This is a genomic window from Phaeobacter sp. JH204B (genome assembly GCF_048055755.1).
Taxonomy (GTDB): Bacteria; Pseudomonadota; Alphaproteobacteria; order Rhodobacterales; family Rhodobacteraceae; genus Phaeobacter; species Phaeobacter bryozoorum.
In genome coordinates, this window is record NZ_JAYMXF010000030.1 from 240862 (window position 1) to 254915 (window position 14054).

At 63.2% G+C, this 14054-nt stretch carries 13 protein-coding genes; 4 read left to right on the forward strand and 9 right to left on the reverse strand.

Annotated elements, in window-relative coordinates:
* Positions 1 to 37 precede the first annotated feature (37 nt).
* The 6 genes from VXL81_RS17585 to phaC all read right to left on the reverse strand — a co-directional run bounded on the left by VXL81_RS17585 (position 38) and on the right by phaC (position 6060).
* On the reverse strand, positions 38 to 523 hold the full coding sequence (locus tag VXL81_RS17585; RefSeq protein ID WP_260102333.1) for a (2Fe-2S)-binding protein: 486 nt from the start codon (positions 521 to 523) through the stop codon (positions 38 to 40).
* Between the two features lie 119 nt (positions 524 to 642).
* Positions 643 to 1647 carry a molybdopterin-binding protein gene (locus VXL81_RS17590; protein WP_416538999.1) on the reverse strand — a complete coding sequence of 335 codons (1005 nt, stop codon included), beginning with the start codon at positions 1645 to 1647 and terminating at the stop codon, positions 643 to 645.
* On the reverse strand, positions 1644 to 2660 hold the full coding sequence (locus tag VXL81_RS17595; RefSeq protein WP_416546264.1) for an XdhC family protein: 1017 nt from the start codon (positions 2658 to 2660) through the stop codon (positions 1644 to 1646). Before VXL81_RS17595 ends, VXL81_RS17590 begins: the two co-directional genes overlap by 4 nt.
* Positions 2661 to 2837: 177 nt before the next feature.
* A complete protein-coding gene (phaR, locus tag VXL81_RS17600) occupies positions 2838 to 3398 on the reverse strand; it encodes a polyhydroxyalkanoate synthesis repressor PhaR (RefSeq protein WP_340545975.1) in 561 nt (186 codons plus the stop codon).
* A gap of 256 nt (positions 3399 to 3654) precedes the next feature.
* Positions 3655 to 4098, reverse strand: coding sequence for a phasin, PhaP (locus tag VXL81_RS17605; protein ID WP_340545976.1), 444 nt, complete (start codon positions 4096 to 4098; stop codon positions 3655 to 3657).
* 132 nt (positions 4099 to 4230) lie between these two features.
* Positions 4231 to 6060 (reverse strand): class I poly(R)-hydroxyalkanoic acid synthase, encoded by a 1830-nt coding sequence (gene phaC / locus VXL81_RS17610; RefSeq protein ID WP_416555439.1) that lies wholly within the window; start codon positions 6058 to 6060, stop codon positions 4231 to 4233.
* A 145-nt stretch (positions 6061 to 6205) separates the two neighbouring features.
* Between phaC and phaZ the strand changes: the two genes are divergently transcribed.
* Both phaZ and VXL81_RS17620 read left to right on the forward strand, forming a co-directional pair.
* Positions 6206 to 7480, forward strand: coding sequence for a polyhydroxyalkanoate depolymerase (gene phaZ, locus VXL81_RS17615; RefSeq protein WP_416535189.1), 1275 nt, complete (start codon positions 6206 to 6208; stop codon positions 7478 to 7480).
* An 82-nt stretch (positions 7481 to 7562) separates the two neighbouring features.
* Positions 7563 to 8138 (forward strand): DUF6151 family protein, encoded by a 576-nt coding sequence (locus VXL81_RS17620; protein ID WP_340545979.1) that lies wholly within the window; start codon positions 7563 to 7565, stop codon positions 8136 to 8138.
* 53 nt (positions 8139 to 8191) lie between these two features.
* Here the strand turns inward: VXL81_RS17620 and VXL81_RS17625 are convergent, their stop codons facing one another.
* The 3 genes from VXL81_RS17625 to VXL81_RS17635 all read right to left on the reverse strand — a co-directional run bounded on the left by VXL81_RS17625 (position 8192) and on the right by VXL81_RS17635 (position 10544).
* A complete protein-coding gene (locus tag VXL81_RS17625; protein ID WP_416555459.1) occupies positions 8192 to 9100 on the reverse strand; it encodes an alpha/beta fold hydrolase in 909 nt (302 codons plus the stop codon).
* 39 nt (positions 9101 to 9139) lie between these two features.
* Positions 9140 to 9583: a VOC family protein gene (locus tag VXL81_RS17630; RefSeq protein ID WP_340545981.1), complete on the reverse strand. Its 444-nt coding sequence runs from the start codon at positions 9581 to 9583 to the stop codon at positions 9140 to 9142.
* 178 nt (positions 9584 to 9761) lie between these two features.
* Positions 9762 to 10544: an alpha/beta fold hydrolase gene (locus tag VXL81_RS17635; RefSeq protein WP_416555441.1), complete on the reverse strand. Its 783-nt coding sequence runs from the start codon at positions 10542 to 10544 to the stop codon at positions 9762 to 9764.
* Between the two features lie 215 nt (positions 10545 to 10759).
* On the opposite strand from VXL81_RS17635, the gene VXL81_RS17640 reads away from it, so the two are divergent.
* Both VXL81_RS17640 and thrS read left to right on the forward strand, forming a co-directional pair.
* Positions 10760 to 11764 (forward strand): DUF4105 domain-containing protein, encoded by a 1005-nt coding sequence (locus VXL81_RS17640; protein ID WP_416555443.1) that lies wholly within the window; start codon positions 10760 to 10762, stop codon positions 11762 to 11764.
* A 185-nt stretch (positions 11765 to 11949) separates the two neighbouring features.
* The gene (thrS, locus tag VXL81_RS17645) at positions 11950 to 13896 is read left to right on the forward strand and encodes a threonine--tRNA ligase (protein WP_416535193.1); all 1947 of its coding nucleotides are present in this window, start codon (positions 11950 to 11952) and stop codon (positions 13894 to 13896) included.
* The last annotated feature ends 158 nt before the right edge of the window (positions 13897 to 14054 follow it).

Genomic DNA, 14054 nt, shown 5'->3' on the forward strand with positions numbered 1-14054 from the left:
GGTTCAGTCGTGGGTCCTATTGCAGCTGCGGCGGGCGTTATTCGGCCGCCAGCGCAGAGATGTCCTGACCCGAGGCCGCCATGATCGCCTTCACGATATTGTGGTAGCCGGTGCAGCGGCACAGGTTGCCCTCAAGGTAGTCGCGGATTTCCTGTTCGCTGGGTTTTGGATTGTCCTTCAACAGCGCGGCTGCGGACATCACCATGCCCGGCGTGCAGAAGCCGCATTGCAGCCCGTGGTGGTCCTGAAACGCCTGTTGAATGACGTTGAGCGTGCCATCGGGGGCGGCCTGCCCTTCGATGGTGGCGACATCTGCGCCCTCGGCTTCGGCCGCCAGCATGGTGCAGGATTTCACCGCTTTGCCATCCACATGCACGACACAGGCGCCGCATTGGCTGGTGTCGCAGCCGACATGGGTGCCGGTCAGCCCCAGATCTTCTCGCAGGAAACTGGACAGCAGCGTGCGCCCTTCGACCTCTCCGCTGGCAGTCCGACCGTTTACGGTCATTGTGACTTTCACCATCAACTCCTCCCTTGGCTCGCAAAAACTCGCTGGCCGAAGTTAAGCACGGGGAGCTTGCCGGCGCGAAGCCCTAATCGCATCGCCACGACTAAAGTCGCAGGTGCAGCCGCAGGTCGGGGTCAGAGATCGCTGCGCCTTGGGCGGGGACGTGTGGGGATTTCCTTCAAGAGGCCGCCGACGCCCATGGCGGCGATATCGGCGCTGCTGACCTCGATGCCGCAGACCAGCCGTTCCAGCACCCAATCCGCCCCATTGAGCGCAGGCGAGCGCGCACAGCCCGGCAGGCCCAGCACCGGTCGACCGGACAGCTGGCCGAGAAACAGCAGGTTGCCGGGATCCACCGGCATTCCAAAGCGCAGAACCTCTCCGCCCGCCCGGCGCAGCGCCGCGGGCGCCACATCCAGGGGATCCGAGGTGGCCGAGGCGGTGAGGATCAGGATCAGATCGCTGTCATCGCCAAGGCTCGCAAGCGCGGCGGCCAGCTCCGCCTCGCGGTGCGGCACCACCTGCCGGGGCGCCATCGCCATGTCGAACCGGTCGAGCCGTCCGATCATCGCGGCGCGCCCCTTGTCCGGGGGCGTCTGCGCGCTGGTGCGCGTCTCGATCAGGGTGGCGCGGCGCAGCTGTGGCGGGATCAGGCGGATCGCCCCGGCCACATCGCGGGTGGCGGCCGTCAGCGCCTCATCCGGCACGGCGTAGGAGATGATCTTGGCGGTGGCGACCATGCCGCCGGGATCGGCGCGGTGGAAATCGGGCACCGTGGCCAGCGTGATCATCGGATCGACCGCATTCAGCGCGTTGATCCGTTCGGCATCGACCCGGATCAGACCGGGACCAAGCGCATGAAGGTTGACCCGCCCTGCCCCGGCACCGGAGATGCGCAGCCCCAATGCGGCAGGATCCGGCAACAGCGCCTCGGCCAGCCGCTCTGCGGCGCGGTCTTCGTGGATATCCCCCGGTTCCAGCTGCGCCACGGTCAGCGCGCGGTGGCCGGCGGCGGCAAGGTCAGCCAGATCCTGCGCTGCCAGTCTGGTGCCCTTGGCAATGCGGTGCTCCGCCCCCTGCAGCGAATGGGCCAGATAGCATCCCGACGCCTCATTGAGGGGCACCTCGCCAAAGATCATGGGCGCCGCCCCCGCAGAACCGCGGTCATCTCGGCGATGATCGACACGGCGATTTCCGCCGGGCCTGCGGCACCGATATCAAGCCCGATGGGACCGTGGATACGGGCGAGCGTCGCCTCGTCAAAACCAGCCTCCTGCATCCGTGCAATCCGTTTGGCATGGGTGCGCGTCGAACCGAGCGCGCCGATGTAGAAACAGTCCGAGCGCAGGGCGGCCTCCAGCGCGGGATCGTCAATTTTCGGATCATGAGTAAGCAGCACCACCGCGCTGCGCCCATCCAGACCAAGCTCGGCAATCGCCTCGTCGGGCCAGTCCTCGATCAGCCGTTCATTGGGGAACCGGGCCGCCGAGGCAAAGGCCGCGCGCGGGTCGAGGATGACCGGATCGTAGCCGGCAATCCGCGCCATCGGCACCAGCGCCTGGGTGATATGCACCGCCCCCACCGCGATCAGGCGCAGGGGTGGGTTGTGAACGGCGACAAAGGTCTTGCCGTCCTCTTCGACGCCGGAGCGGTCCATGCGTTTGCGCTCGGCGTGGGCGTCGGTCTCCAGCCGCCCGGCACCGCTGTCGAGATCAACCACATAGGCCAGGGCGCGGCGGGCCGCGCGGGCAGCGACCAGATCGGCCAGCGTTGCCTCTGACAGGGAGCCGCCCACCGGTTCGACCAGAATGCGGATGGTGCCGCCACAGGCCAGCCCGACCGCAAAGGCATCACCGTCGCTGACGCCGAATTCCAGAAGCTGATGCCGCCCCGAGGCGATCGCCTCCTGCGCGGCCAGGATCACCGCGCCTTCGACGCAGCCCCCCGAAACGGACCCTTCGATCCGGCCATCGCTGGCAACCGCCAGCTGCGCGCCGGCGCGGCGCGGCGCGGATCCCCAGGTTTCGACCACCGTCGCCAGCGCCGCCCCGCCGCCGGTTGCCCGGCCCGCGCGATACCACGCCAGGGCGGTTTCGGGGATGGCATCAAAACGCTCGATACTGGACGCGATGCTGGGCGCGATACTGGACATGGGCATCTGGAACCTCGGGGTTGCGGCGATTGCCGTATGTGGTCCATGGCAGGTGACATTCCGGCCGCAGACGGGACGCGCCGAGTCTAACGCCGCCGCCCCGCAAGCGGGATCAAAAACACGCGCGCAGCCCTGCGACTTTGGTCGCAGGATCAACACCCGTGCCGCTGTCGGATCTTACTTCAGTTTGGAGAGCTTGTCCTGCAACTCGGCCAGCTGCCGCTTGATATCGTCCAGCCCGTCGCCGTCTTCGCCGCTGTCACTGTCGCCGGATGATTTCGCAGCGCCGGGCCAGTTGCCGGAGAACCCGCCGGTCATCGCCTTCAGAAACGCCTGCTGCTGCGCCTTCATCGCCTCGAACCCCGGCATCTGCGCAATCGGGTTCATGGCGTTCATATTCTCGACCATCTTGCTCTGGTTTTCGCGCAGCATCTCAAAGGAGCTTTGCAGGAACTGCGGCATCACCCCGCCACCGGGCACCATGTAGCTGCGCACCAGATCGTTCAGCACATTGACCGGCAGAATGTTCTCACCCCGGCTTTCGTGTTCGGCGATGATCTGCAGGAGATACTGGCGGGTCAGGTCGTCCCCGGTCTTGAGGTCAACGATCTGCACCTCACGCCCCTCGCGGATGAAACCGGCGATATCCTCCAGCGTGACATAGTCGCTGGTCTCCGTATTGTAGAGCCGTCGGCTGGCATATCGTTTGATCAACAAGGGTTTATCCTGATCCGACATGTCATTTCTCCCCAGACATGATGCATTGCAGCAAAGCCTATGCGAGCGCAGAACAAAAGGGAAGCGTTACGCCGGAACGCGCAACAAATGATCGTCGGATCCAATATCAGCGGGCTGGCCATCGCAGGGAGTCTCTGGCGGCCCCAGGCGGTCTGTGGCCCAATGAAAAAGGGGCAGGTCCGGTGACCTGCCCCCTTCGGTGCAAAGAGATTTCATTGGGAGGAGTGCAAAACCCCTTTGCGGATGCGCTCAGCGCTTACTTTGCTGCGGCTTTTTTCGCAGCGGAGGTCACGTCGTTGGTGGCCTTCTTAACGGCGGCGGACGCTTCTTCGGACATGTCCTTGCCAGCCGACATCAGCAGCTCAACGGTGTCCATCTGAACTTTTTTCGCAACTTCGGCGAAGGCGGCCATGTTCTCGGCGGCAACTTCAGCGGAGGCGGAGGCGAAATCGGTTGCTGCCTTGGCATAGTCAGCAGGCTCGGCCTGTGCCTTGGAGACGTCGCTCAGCTTGGTCAGGGTTTCCTTGGCCCAGCTGTTGGAAATCTCGGCAGATTTCTCGGCGGCCTGCAGGGCAACCTGGGACAGTTTTTCGTTCAGGGCTGCGGTCGATTTGAACGCATCTTCCATCGCGGTTGTGTCAACCGGGAATGCACCCATCATGTCTTTCATCATCGCGGTAAAATCTTGGGTCTTAGCCATTGTACTGGTTCCTCTTGGTTACGCGGCCAGAACGTTCTGCCGCCTTCGCATGACCCCAATATTGTTTCTGCATCGCAGCATTTCAAGGTTTTTCTTGCTGCGATGCAGAATAATTTGCGAATGCCCGGAAAATCAGGGCTTTGCGGACCGCTTTGCCTGTACCCGCACGTAGTCGCCGGGGGCCGGTGTCAGCTGGGGATGCTGCGAATCGCCCGGTTCGCGGGCCTTGACCTGCTTGCCGGAGCGTTTCTTCAGCCAGCTTTCCCAGCGTGGCCACCAGGAGCCTTCGTGAAAGCTCGCCGCCTCTTTCCAGGTCTCGGCGTCACCTTTCATATCGGGATTGGTGTAATGGCCGTATTTGTTGCGGGTCGGCGGGTTGACGATGCCCGCGATATGGCCTGACTGCGCCACAACGAAGCTCTTGGAGCGCGAGCCCATCTGCTGAACACCGCGGTAGCAGTCTTTCCAGCGGGCAATATGGTCGGTCTCGCAGGTGATTGCCATCACCGGCACGGTGACGTCGCGCACATGCAGGGTATGGCCCATCAGCTCGAACCCGTCGCGCACGAACTCATTGCGCTGACACAGGCCACGCAGATATTGCATCGCCATCCGCCCCGGCAGGTTCGCGCCGTCACCATTCCAGTACAGAAGGTCAAAGGCCGGTGGCGTCTCCCCCATCATGTAGCTGCGGATCGCAGGCCCGTAGACCAGATCGTTGGAGCGCAGGAAGGAGAAGGTCCGCGCCATGATATACGAGCGCAGCAGGCCGTTGTTGGTGATCTCCTCCTCGATCCCGTCGATGAAATCATTTTGCAGGAAGGGCGTGAACTCCCCCTGATCGGAGAAATCCGTCAGCGCGGTAAAGAAGGTCGCCGATTTGATCGAGGTATCGCCGCACTGTTTCAGCAACGAGAGCGTCAGGCACAGCGTGGTGCCCGCGATACAGTAGCCAACGGCATTGATCTGTTTCACCTTGCAGATCGACTTGGCGGTTTCGATCGCGGTCAGATAGCCCTTCTCGATATAATCCTCCAGACCGAGGTCCGCCTGATCCTCGCCGGGGTTGACCCAGGACACCACAAACAGCGTATAGCCCTGTTCGGTCACCCATTTGATCAGGCTGTTCTGCGCCTTGAGGTCGAGGATGTAGAATTTGTTGATCCACGGCGGAAACAGCACGATGGGGGTTTCATGCACGGTTTCGGTGGTCGGCCGGTACTGGATCAGCTCCATCATCTCGTTGCGAAATACAACCTCACCGGGTGTGGTGGCAATATTGCGACCGATCTCAAAGGCGGTCTCATCCGCCAGCCGCACCACCAGCTCGCCGTCGTTGGCCTCCAGATCGGCAACCAGATTCTCCAGCCCCTTGATCAGTGACTGACCTTCGGTCTCCACCGCTTTTTCCAGCGCATCGGGGTTGGTTGCCAGAAAATTGGTGGGAGCCATCATCTGCACGATCTGATCGGCGAAATAGCCAAGGCGGCGTTTGTCGACATCTTCCAGATCATCGACCTCGGCGACGGCGTTGCGAATTGCCTCGGCATTGGTGAGATATTGTTTCTTGATGTAGTGAAAATAGGGGTTGGACTGCCACATCGGATTGGCAAAGCGGCGGTCATCGGGCGCGCCCTCATCGGCGTCCTCGGGGCTGTCGCCCTCTATGGATTTGGCCAGAAGCGCCTGGGCTTCGGCGAAATTCACCACCGCCTGCCCCCAGTAAGACACCTGTTTTTCCAACAGCTTGGCGGGATTTTTGGCCATTTCGGCCCAATAGGCGGTTGCTGCGCGTGCAAAAAGCTCTTGATTCGGACCGTCCAGAGAAGGGGGGTGAGATTTTTTCTGAGCCAGAACATCCATCAGGCGTTTTGAAAGTTGCTCAACCTGCTCCATATTTTTTTTAATTCGTTCAATATGTTCCGGCGAGACTGCCGGATCCGTACTGTCGCTTGTTGTCATCTTAACAAATCCCCCGTAATCTTTCTGCTATGCAGAATACTGTCCGCCCATCATACGACAAAGCCATGAAACGTCCGATGGGTTGTGACACAACCGCACGTGGATTCAGATCGGATCCAAGCGGCCAACGCAATGGAGATATAACATGCGTTACATGATGTCGTACGATCTGATGGAAACAATGCGTAACACCAATCAGTGGTTGGGGGCCACCGCCCTGTCGATGGCATCGAACCCGGCGCTGGCCGCTATCCCCAATCCTGCCATTGCCTGGATGGCCGCCTGGGGCGAGGTGACGGAGCGCAGTTTTCAGCGCATGGTGACCAAACCGGATTGGGGCATCTATACCCAGACCTGCGCCGATGGCCGCGATCACGTGGTGGAAATCGACACGGTGGTTGAGCGCCCGTTTGGCGATCTGATCCATTTCCGCGTCGCAGGCCGCGCCGAGCAGCCGCGCAAGGTTCTGCTGGTCGCGCCGATGTCGGGCCATTACGCCACCCTGCTGCGCTCCACCGTCAAAAGCCTGATCGAGAATTGCGAAGTCTATGTCACCGACTGGCATAATGCCCGCGATATTCCGGTTTCAGCGGGCAAGTTCGACATTGAGGATTACACGCTATATCTGGTTGATTTCATGCGTGAAATGGGCCCCGATACCCATGTAATCGCGGTCTGCCAGCCGGCCCCGCTGACGCTGGCCGCCACCGCCTATCTGGCAGAGCAGGATCCGGGCGCGCAGCCGTCGTCGCTCACCCTGATTGGCGGGCCGGTGGATCCCGATGCAACCCCGACAGATGTGACCGATTTTGGCCGCCGGGTCACCATGGGCCAGCTGGAAGAGACGATGATCCAGCGTGTCGGCTTCAAATACAAGGGCGTCGGCCGCAAGGTCTATCCGGGCCTGTTGCAGCTCAGCTCCTTTATGTCGATGAACGGCGAGCGCCATTCCAAGGCTTTCATGGATCAGATCCAGCGGGTCAGCCGGGGGGAAGCCTCGGATCATGATGCCCACAACCGGTTCTATGACGAATATCTTGCCGTGATGGACATGACGGCGGAGTTCTACCTGTCGACGGTGGAGCGGGTGTTCAAGGGCGGCGAGATTGCCGGCAACAACTTTGTTGTCGCCGGTCACAAGGTCGATATGGGCAAGATCTCCGATGTGGCGGTCATGACCGTCGAAGGCGCCAATGATGATATCTCGGCCCCCGGACAATGTATCGCGGCGCTGGATCTCTGCACCGGTCTGCCGGAGGTAAAGAAGGCCAGCCATGTGGAGCCGGGTGCAGGACATTATGGCATCTTTGCCGGCCGCAGCTGGCGCGATAATATCCGCCCGCTGGTGATCGAATTCATGAACGCGAATGCCCGCACGCCGAAGAAAGCCGCAGCAAAACGCACCAAGGCGACCGCCTGACCGGCGAGGCTGAGGCCAGACCAAATAAGACGGGCGCCCAGCCCTGACCAAAGCCCATTTCAGCCCAAGGACCATTTCAGCAATGGCCGATCCCCTGAGTTTCGCCTGTGACTGCGGCCAGATCCGTGGCGCGCTGTCGCCAGAGGCCCGCAAGGCCGGCACCCGCGTTGTCTGTTTCTGCGCCGATTGCCGCGCCAATGAGCTGTACCACAACCAGCCGGACCCCGCCCCCGGACCGGTTGATCTGTTTCAGGTCAATCCCGATGGGGTGACCTTTCATCAGGGGCAGGATCTGCTGCGGGTGATGCGGCTCAGCCCGAAGGGGCTGCTGCGCTGGTATGCGGGCTGCTGCGGCACACCGATGGCCAATACGCTGGCCAAACCCACCCTGCCCTTTGCCGGGATGCGGTCGGACCGGTTTGCCGACCCATCCGCGCTTGGCAAGGTGCGCGCCCGCGCCTTTGTTCCGAAGGCAGGCAAACAGCCCCGCACCGAAGGCGCGGCACGGATGGTCATCTCGCTGCTCAGCCGGATGATATCGGCGCGCCTCTCCGGCCGCTGGAAAGAGACGCCATTCTTCGACATCGACAGCGGTGCGCCAATCAGCGAACCCGAGGTGATCAGCAAGGAGGCGCGCGCGGAACTGCTGCGCAGGTAGCGCCGTGCCGTCTTTGCGGCCGACCGGGCCGCGATCCGCACAAGCTTTGCAGGTTAACCGATTGGATCTGATGGCTTTAGTGGGTTGGTGAGTGTCAGCGGCGGCAACGGTTTTGACGGCGATGCCGCCGCAGGTTCCGCCGGTGGCGTCGATATCCGCTGCGGCTGGGTTGTGGCGGCAGCGCTCTGACGGTCTGCGGGCAGATCCGCCGGGCAGCCCAGCTGCCGGTCTTCCTCCGCCAGCCATTCTGCAATCGCTCCGGTCACCTGATCCGGCTGTTCCAGCGTCGGCAGATGTCCGGCCTCCTCCACCACATGAAGCCGCGCATTGGGCATCAGCGCGGCCATGAATTCATGGCGTTTCAGCGGCGTCAGCCGGTCCTGCGCCCCACAGAGGATCAGGGAGGGTCCTTTGAAACGACGCAGTGCCGCCTGCTGATCGGTGCGCCGCTGCAACGCCCGCGCCTGCGCCAGGAACAGCTCCGGCCCCAGTGCAAGGGCCTGCTCATAGATCGAGTTCAGAATATCCAGCCGCTGCGGCGACGGGGCCAGGCACTCCACCGGCAGGCAGCTGCGCAGCACATCCGCCAGACGACCGCTGCGGGCCGCGATGATCAGCGGCTCCCATTCGGCGGCCTGGGCAGGCGTGTCGGGCAAGGGGCTGGTGGAGATCAGGCAGAGCCGGCTGACACGCTGCGGCGCGCGGCGCAGGATTTCCATTGCAACAATGCCGCCCATCGACAGTCCGGCCAGTGAAAACCGCGCCGGCAGCCGGGCCAGCAGATGATCGGCGATCAGCTCGATCCGGTCGCCGCCGAGCAGCGGCGCAATCATCGTCGGCACCACCCCGGACAGTGCCCGCAGCTGCGGCAGGAACACCTCGGCATTGCCCATCAGACCGGGCAGCATAACCAGCGGGGCGCCAGCGGCGCGCTCTGCCGGGGCCTGCGAAGGGCGGCTCATGTTCTGCGGTGCGTCGCCTGACCGGTCTGTCACCTGTGCTTATCCCTCGGTTTGGGCGCCATAGCCGTTCCAGCGGAACGCGCCGTCATCGGACAGCGGCGAGAACGGGTTATGCGCGATTTCCCAGATATGGCCGTCCGGGGCGCGGAAATAGCCGATGGTGCCGCCCCAGAACACCTCTCCCGCCGGGCGCAGCACCGTGGCGCCTGCCGCCTCCGCCCGGGCCATCAGCGCAGCGACATCTGCCGCAGTGCGGGTGTTATGGCTCAGCGTCATCGCGCCGGTGCCCAGCTCATCCAGTGGCAGGCCAATATCCTCGGCCAGCGACGCCAGCGGATAAAGCCCCAGCGTCTGCGACATCAGATCAAAGGCAATGACCCCATCGGGGCTGTCTGCGCGCTGCCAGCCAAGCGCCTCATAAAAGGCCGCCGCCCGCTCCATATCCGGCACGCCCAGTGTGATCAGGCTGATACGTTGCTCCATCGGATCCTCTCCTGCCCTTCTCCTGCCTCTGTCCTGCTGCTGTCGGGTTGCCCCCTTTCGGGCCACCCTGCGCTATGTGGCAGATCATCCCCGACACTCTGCCATAGCCTGCGTCAGCTGTCGCGTGGTGGATGCAGGTCACTACATCAGAACCTGCGCGCCCGCCCCGCCACTCAACCTAGCCGATATCTGGCGCGCCAGATAGCCCCAGCACCTCCGCCACGGCGGTTTCAATCAGCGCCAGACAGGCCGGGTCGGAGAACCGATGGTCGGCGTCCTTCACCAGATGCAGGCGCATATCGGCGCAGGTGGCATGATCCAGCAGCCGCAGCGCGGTCTCGGTGCTGACGGCGGTGTCGGCGGTGCCCTGCAGGCAGCGCACCGGCATCGCCAGCACCAGCGGATCGCGCAGCACCAGATGGTTGCGCCCGTCCTCGATCATCCGTTTGGTGATGACATAAGGCTCCATGTAGTCGCTTGGCAGTTCGACCTGCCCGCGCGCCTCCAGCTCCGCCTTCTGGGGATCGGTGAAATTGGCCCAATAGCCATCCTCGGTGAAATCCGGCGCGGCGGCGATGGTGACCAGCCCGGCCACCCGCTCGGGCATCGCCCGCGCCAGGAGCAGCGCCTGCCAGCCCCCCATGGAGGAGCCAACCGGCAGGATCGCCCCTGTGGTCAATGCCTTTACCGCCGCCAGCGTATCCTGATGCCAGTCGCCGATGCAGCCCTCTTCAAAACGGCCGGAGCTTTCGCCGTGGCCGGAATAGTCAAACCGCAGAAACCCGAGGCCCCGCGCCCGGGCCCAGGCCTCCAGATGCACCGCCTTGGTGCCCTCCATATCGGATTTCAGCCCCCCCAGAAACACCAGCGTCGGCGCATCCTTGGCCGCGCCGGTGGCCGGGCTCAGGTGATAGGCCAGACGGCGGCCGCTGTCACAGTCCAGAAATTGGGTTGCTGCCATGGTCTCCCCCGCGATGCAGTCCGGTCATTATGCTGATGTCAGATCTGCCACGGCAGCCGCGCCGCCGCAATGGCCGGTTTCACCGCAGGAGGCACCGGCGGCAGATGGCTGGCGCCGGGACGCCGCCGCCCCGACCGCCTGATGCCCTTGCAGCCAGCCGCAGCCCTGCCTAGGGTCCGCGCGACATCAGAACCGCCGCAAATCAGGAGCCTCCCTTGACCCGTGCCCTCCGCCTTCTCTGCCTCGGGCTTCTCTGCCTGCTGATCCTGCTGGCCACTCTCTGGGGCGCGCTGGCGCTCTGGTACCGGCTGCCCGTGGACGGCCTCTGGCGTACAGCCGCGGCATCCGGCTTTGCGGGCCTTGGTCTGGCCACGCTCTGGGCGGTGATCCGCGGCCGTGCGCTGCGCGGGCTGGCCACCTTCTGCCTGGCGCTGGCCGCGCTGATCTGGTGGTGGGCAAGCCTGACCCCGCCGGCCGAGGCAAACTGGTCCCCCGATGTGGCCCGCCAGGTCACCGGCACCCGCGACGGCGATATCCTGACACTGACAGATGTGCGCAATTTCGACTGGACCACACCGACCGACTTCACCCCGCGCTGGGAGACCCGCAGCTATGATCTCAGCCAGCTGACCACCGTCGATCTCTTCATGTCCTATTGGGCCGGACCGGAGATGGCCCATATGGTGGTCAGCTTCGGCTTTGCCGATGGCGCCCATATCGCCTGGTCGGTCGAGGTGCGGCGTCAGGTCGGCGGCGGCTTCTCCCCCATCGCGGATCTGTTCAAGACCAATACGCTGGTGCTGATCGCCGCCGATGAACGCGATGTGGTGGGCACCCGCACCAATGCCCGCGGCGAGGATGTGCAGCTGTTTCGCATCAATACCGACCCCGACACCGCCCGCGCGCTGCTGATGCAATATGTCGAGGCCGCCAACCGGCTGGCCGCACAGCCGCAGTGGTATAATTCACTCACCTCGAATTGCACCACCGTGGTGATGACGATGATCCGCACCATCCTTCAGGATGTGCCGCTGGACTGGCGGCTGCTGGCCAATGGCTACCTGCCGGAATATGCCCATGAACAGGGCGTTCTGGCCGCAGGCTACAGCACCGAAGACCTGCGCGAACGCGGCAGCATCACCGCCAGGGCGCAGGCCCGGGGCATCACGCAAGACTACTCAGCCCTGATCCGCAAAGGTGTCCCAACCCCCGCCCGCTGATCCAGCCCCCCTGATCCAGCCCCCCTGATGCCGCTGCTGCATCTTCTGGCGAAAAATATCCCGGGGAGCGCGAGGGGCTGGCCCCTCGCCTGCTTGACAGCCTCGCATACCCCTGCCAAACGGGCAGAACACCATAACCCGCAACCGGGCGTTCTGTGGGCGCCAAACCGACGAGGAGAGCCGATATGGCCCAAATCTCTCTCACCTTCCCCGATGGCAATGCACGCTCCTATGACGCAGGTATCACCCCTGCCGAGGTGGCCGCTGACATCTCGACCTCGCTGGCCAAAAAGGCCATCTCCGCCACCGTCAACGGGCAGCACTGGGATCTTCAGTGGCCGATCGACGCGGACGCCGCCATTGCCATCCACACCATGAAGGATGAGGTTCAGGCCAATGAGCTGATCCGCCACGATCTGGCGCATGTGATGGCGCGCGCGGTGCAGGACATCTGGCCCGACACCAAGGTCACCATCGGCCCGGTCATTGAAAACGGCTGGTATTACGACTTCGACCGCGCAGAGCCCTTCACCCCAGAAGATCTCGGCGCCATCGAGAAAAAGATGAAAGAGATCATCAACAAACGTGATGAGGTCCGCACCGAGGTCTGGGAGCGCGACCGCGCGATCCAGCATTACACCGACCTGAACGAACCCTATAAGGTCGAGCTGATCGAGAGCATCCCGGGCGACGAGCCGCTGCGCATGTACTGGCATGGCGACTGGCAGGACCTCTGCCGCGGCCCGCACCTGCAGCACACCGGCCAGCTGCCGGGCGATGCTTTCAAACTGATGAGCATCGCAGGCGCCTATTGGCGCGGCGACAGCTCCCGCCAGATGCTGCAGCGGATCTACGGCGTTGCCTTCACCGGCAAGGAAAAGCTGAAAGCGCATCTCACCATGCTGGAAGAGGCCGCCAAACGCGACCACCGCAAGCTGGGCCGCGAGATGAACCTGTTCCACATGCAGGAAGAGGCGCCGGGCCAGATCTTCTGGCACCCCAACGGCTGGCGCATCTACACCACCCTTCAGGACTACATGCGCCGCATGCAGGACCGCGACGGCTATGTCGAGGTGAACACCCCGCAGGTGGTGGACCGCAAGCTGTGGGAGGCCTCGGGCCACTGGGACAAATATCAGGAGAACATGTTCATCGTCGAAGTGGACGAGGAACATGCCCGCGAAAAGGCGGTCAACGCACTGAAGCCGATGAACTGCCCCTGCCATGTGCAGGTGTTCAATCAGGGCCTCAAATCCTACCGCGACCTGCCGCTGCGCATGGCTGAGTTCGGCTCCTGTGCGCGCTATGAACCCTCGGGCGCGCTGCATGGTATTATGCGGGTGCGTGGGTTCACTCAGGATGATGGCCATATCTTCTGCGCCGAGGATCAGATCGAGTCTGAAACCGCAAAATTCATCGCCTTCCTGTCCAAGGTCTATGCCGATCTCGGCTTCCATGACTGGACCATCAAGCTCTCGACCCGCCCGGAAAAACGGATCGGCAGCGACGAGAGCTGGGATCTGGTGGAAAAGGCGCTAGGCGATGCCTGCAAGGCGGCGGGCTATGACTACGAGCTGCTGGAGGGCGAAGGTGCCTTTTACGGTCCGAAGCTGGAGTTCACCCTCACCGACGCCATCGGGCGGAACTGGCAGTGCGGCACCCTGCAGGTGGATCCCAACCTGCCCGAGCGGCTGGATGCGAATTTCATCGGCCAGGACGGCAACAAGCACCGCCCCTTCATGCTGCACCGCGCCACGCTGGGCTCCTTCGAGCGCTTCATCGGTATCCTGATCGAGGAACACGCAGGCAAGCTGCCGTTCTGGCTGGCGCCGCGTCAGGTGGTTGTCGCCTCGATCACCTCCGACGCCGATGACTATGTGAACGAGGTTGTTGAGACCCTGCGCGCCGCCGGTGTGCGCGCCGAGGCCGACATCCGCAACGAGAAGATCAACTACAAGGTTCGCGAGCATTCGGTGGGCAAGGTGCCGGTCATCCTCGCCGTCGGCCACCGCGAGGTCGAAGAGCGCACCGTTTCCGTCCGCCGTCTTGGCGAAAAACAGACCAAGGTCGAAACCCTGGAGGCTGTAACAAAAGCGCTGGCGGTTGAGGCAACTCCGCCGGATCTTCTGTAACATTCCTGCGGTCTTTTGCTGATCTTTGCCTTTTTACCGGCCCCCACTTGCGGGGCCGGTTTCTTTTTGCGCATGGTTTTAAGGGTTCAGCAGCCACTTCGCTGTAATAAGCGGTCACGGCTGCTGACGCCCGCGTGAGACACAGGCTCGTGAATTCA

Excerpts from the sequence above, each read along its gene's own strand:
- phaR (WP_340545975.1), bottom strand. The coding sequence starts at position 3,398 with ATGTCGGATCAGGATAAACCCTTGTTGATCAAACGATATGCCAGCCGA.
- VXL81_RS17620 (WP_340545979.1), top strand. The coding sequence starts at position 7,563 with ATGGCCGATCCCCTGAGTTTCGCCTGTGACTGCGGCCAGATCCGTGGC.
- VXL81_RS17635 (WP_416555441.1), bottom strand. The coding sequence starts at position 10,544 with ATGGCAGCAACCCAATTTCTGGACTGTGACAGCGGCCGCCGTCTGGCC.
- VXL81_RS17585 (WP_260102333.1), bottom strand. The coding sequence starts at position 523 with ATGGTGAAAGTCACAATGACCGTAAACGGTCGGACTGCCAGCGGAGAG.
- VXL81_RS17630 (WP_340545981.1), bottom strand. The coding sequence starts at position 9,583 with ATGGAGCAACGTATCAGCCTGATCACACTGGGCGTGCCGGATATGGAG.
- VXL81_RS17595 (WP_416546264.1), bottom strand. The coding sequence starts at position 2,660 with ATGTCCAGTATCGCGCCCAGCATCGCGTCCAGTATCGAGCGTTTTGAT.
- thrS (WP_416535193.1), top strand. The coding sequence starts at position 11,950 with ATGGCCCAAATCTCTCTCACCTTCCCCGATGGCAATGCACGCTCCTAT.
- phaZ (WP_416535189.1), top strand. The coding sequence starts at position 6,206 with ATGCGTTACATGATGTCGTACGATCTGATGGAAACAATGCGTAACACC.
- phaC (WP_416555439.1), bottom strand. The coding sequence starts at position 6,060 with ATGACAACAAGCGACAGTACGGATCCGGCAGTCTCGCCGGAACATATT.
- VXL81_RS17625 (WP_416555459.1), bottom strand. The coding sequence starts at position 9,100 with ATGAGCCGCCCTTCGCAGGCCCCGGCAGAGCGCGCCGCTGGCGCCCCG.
- VXL81_RS17590 (WP_416538999.1), bottom strand. The coding sequence starts at position 1,647 with ATGATCTTTGGCGAGGTGCCCCTCAATGAGGCGTCGGGATGCTATCTG.
- VXL81_RS17605 (WP_340545976.1), bottom strand. The coding sequence starts at position 4,098 with ATGGCTAAGACCCAAGATTTTACCGCGATGATGAAAGACATGATGGGT.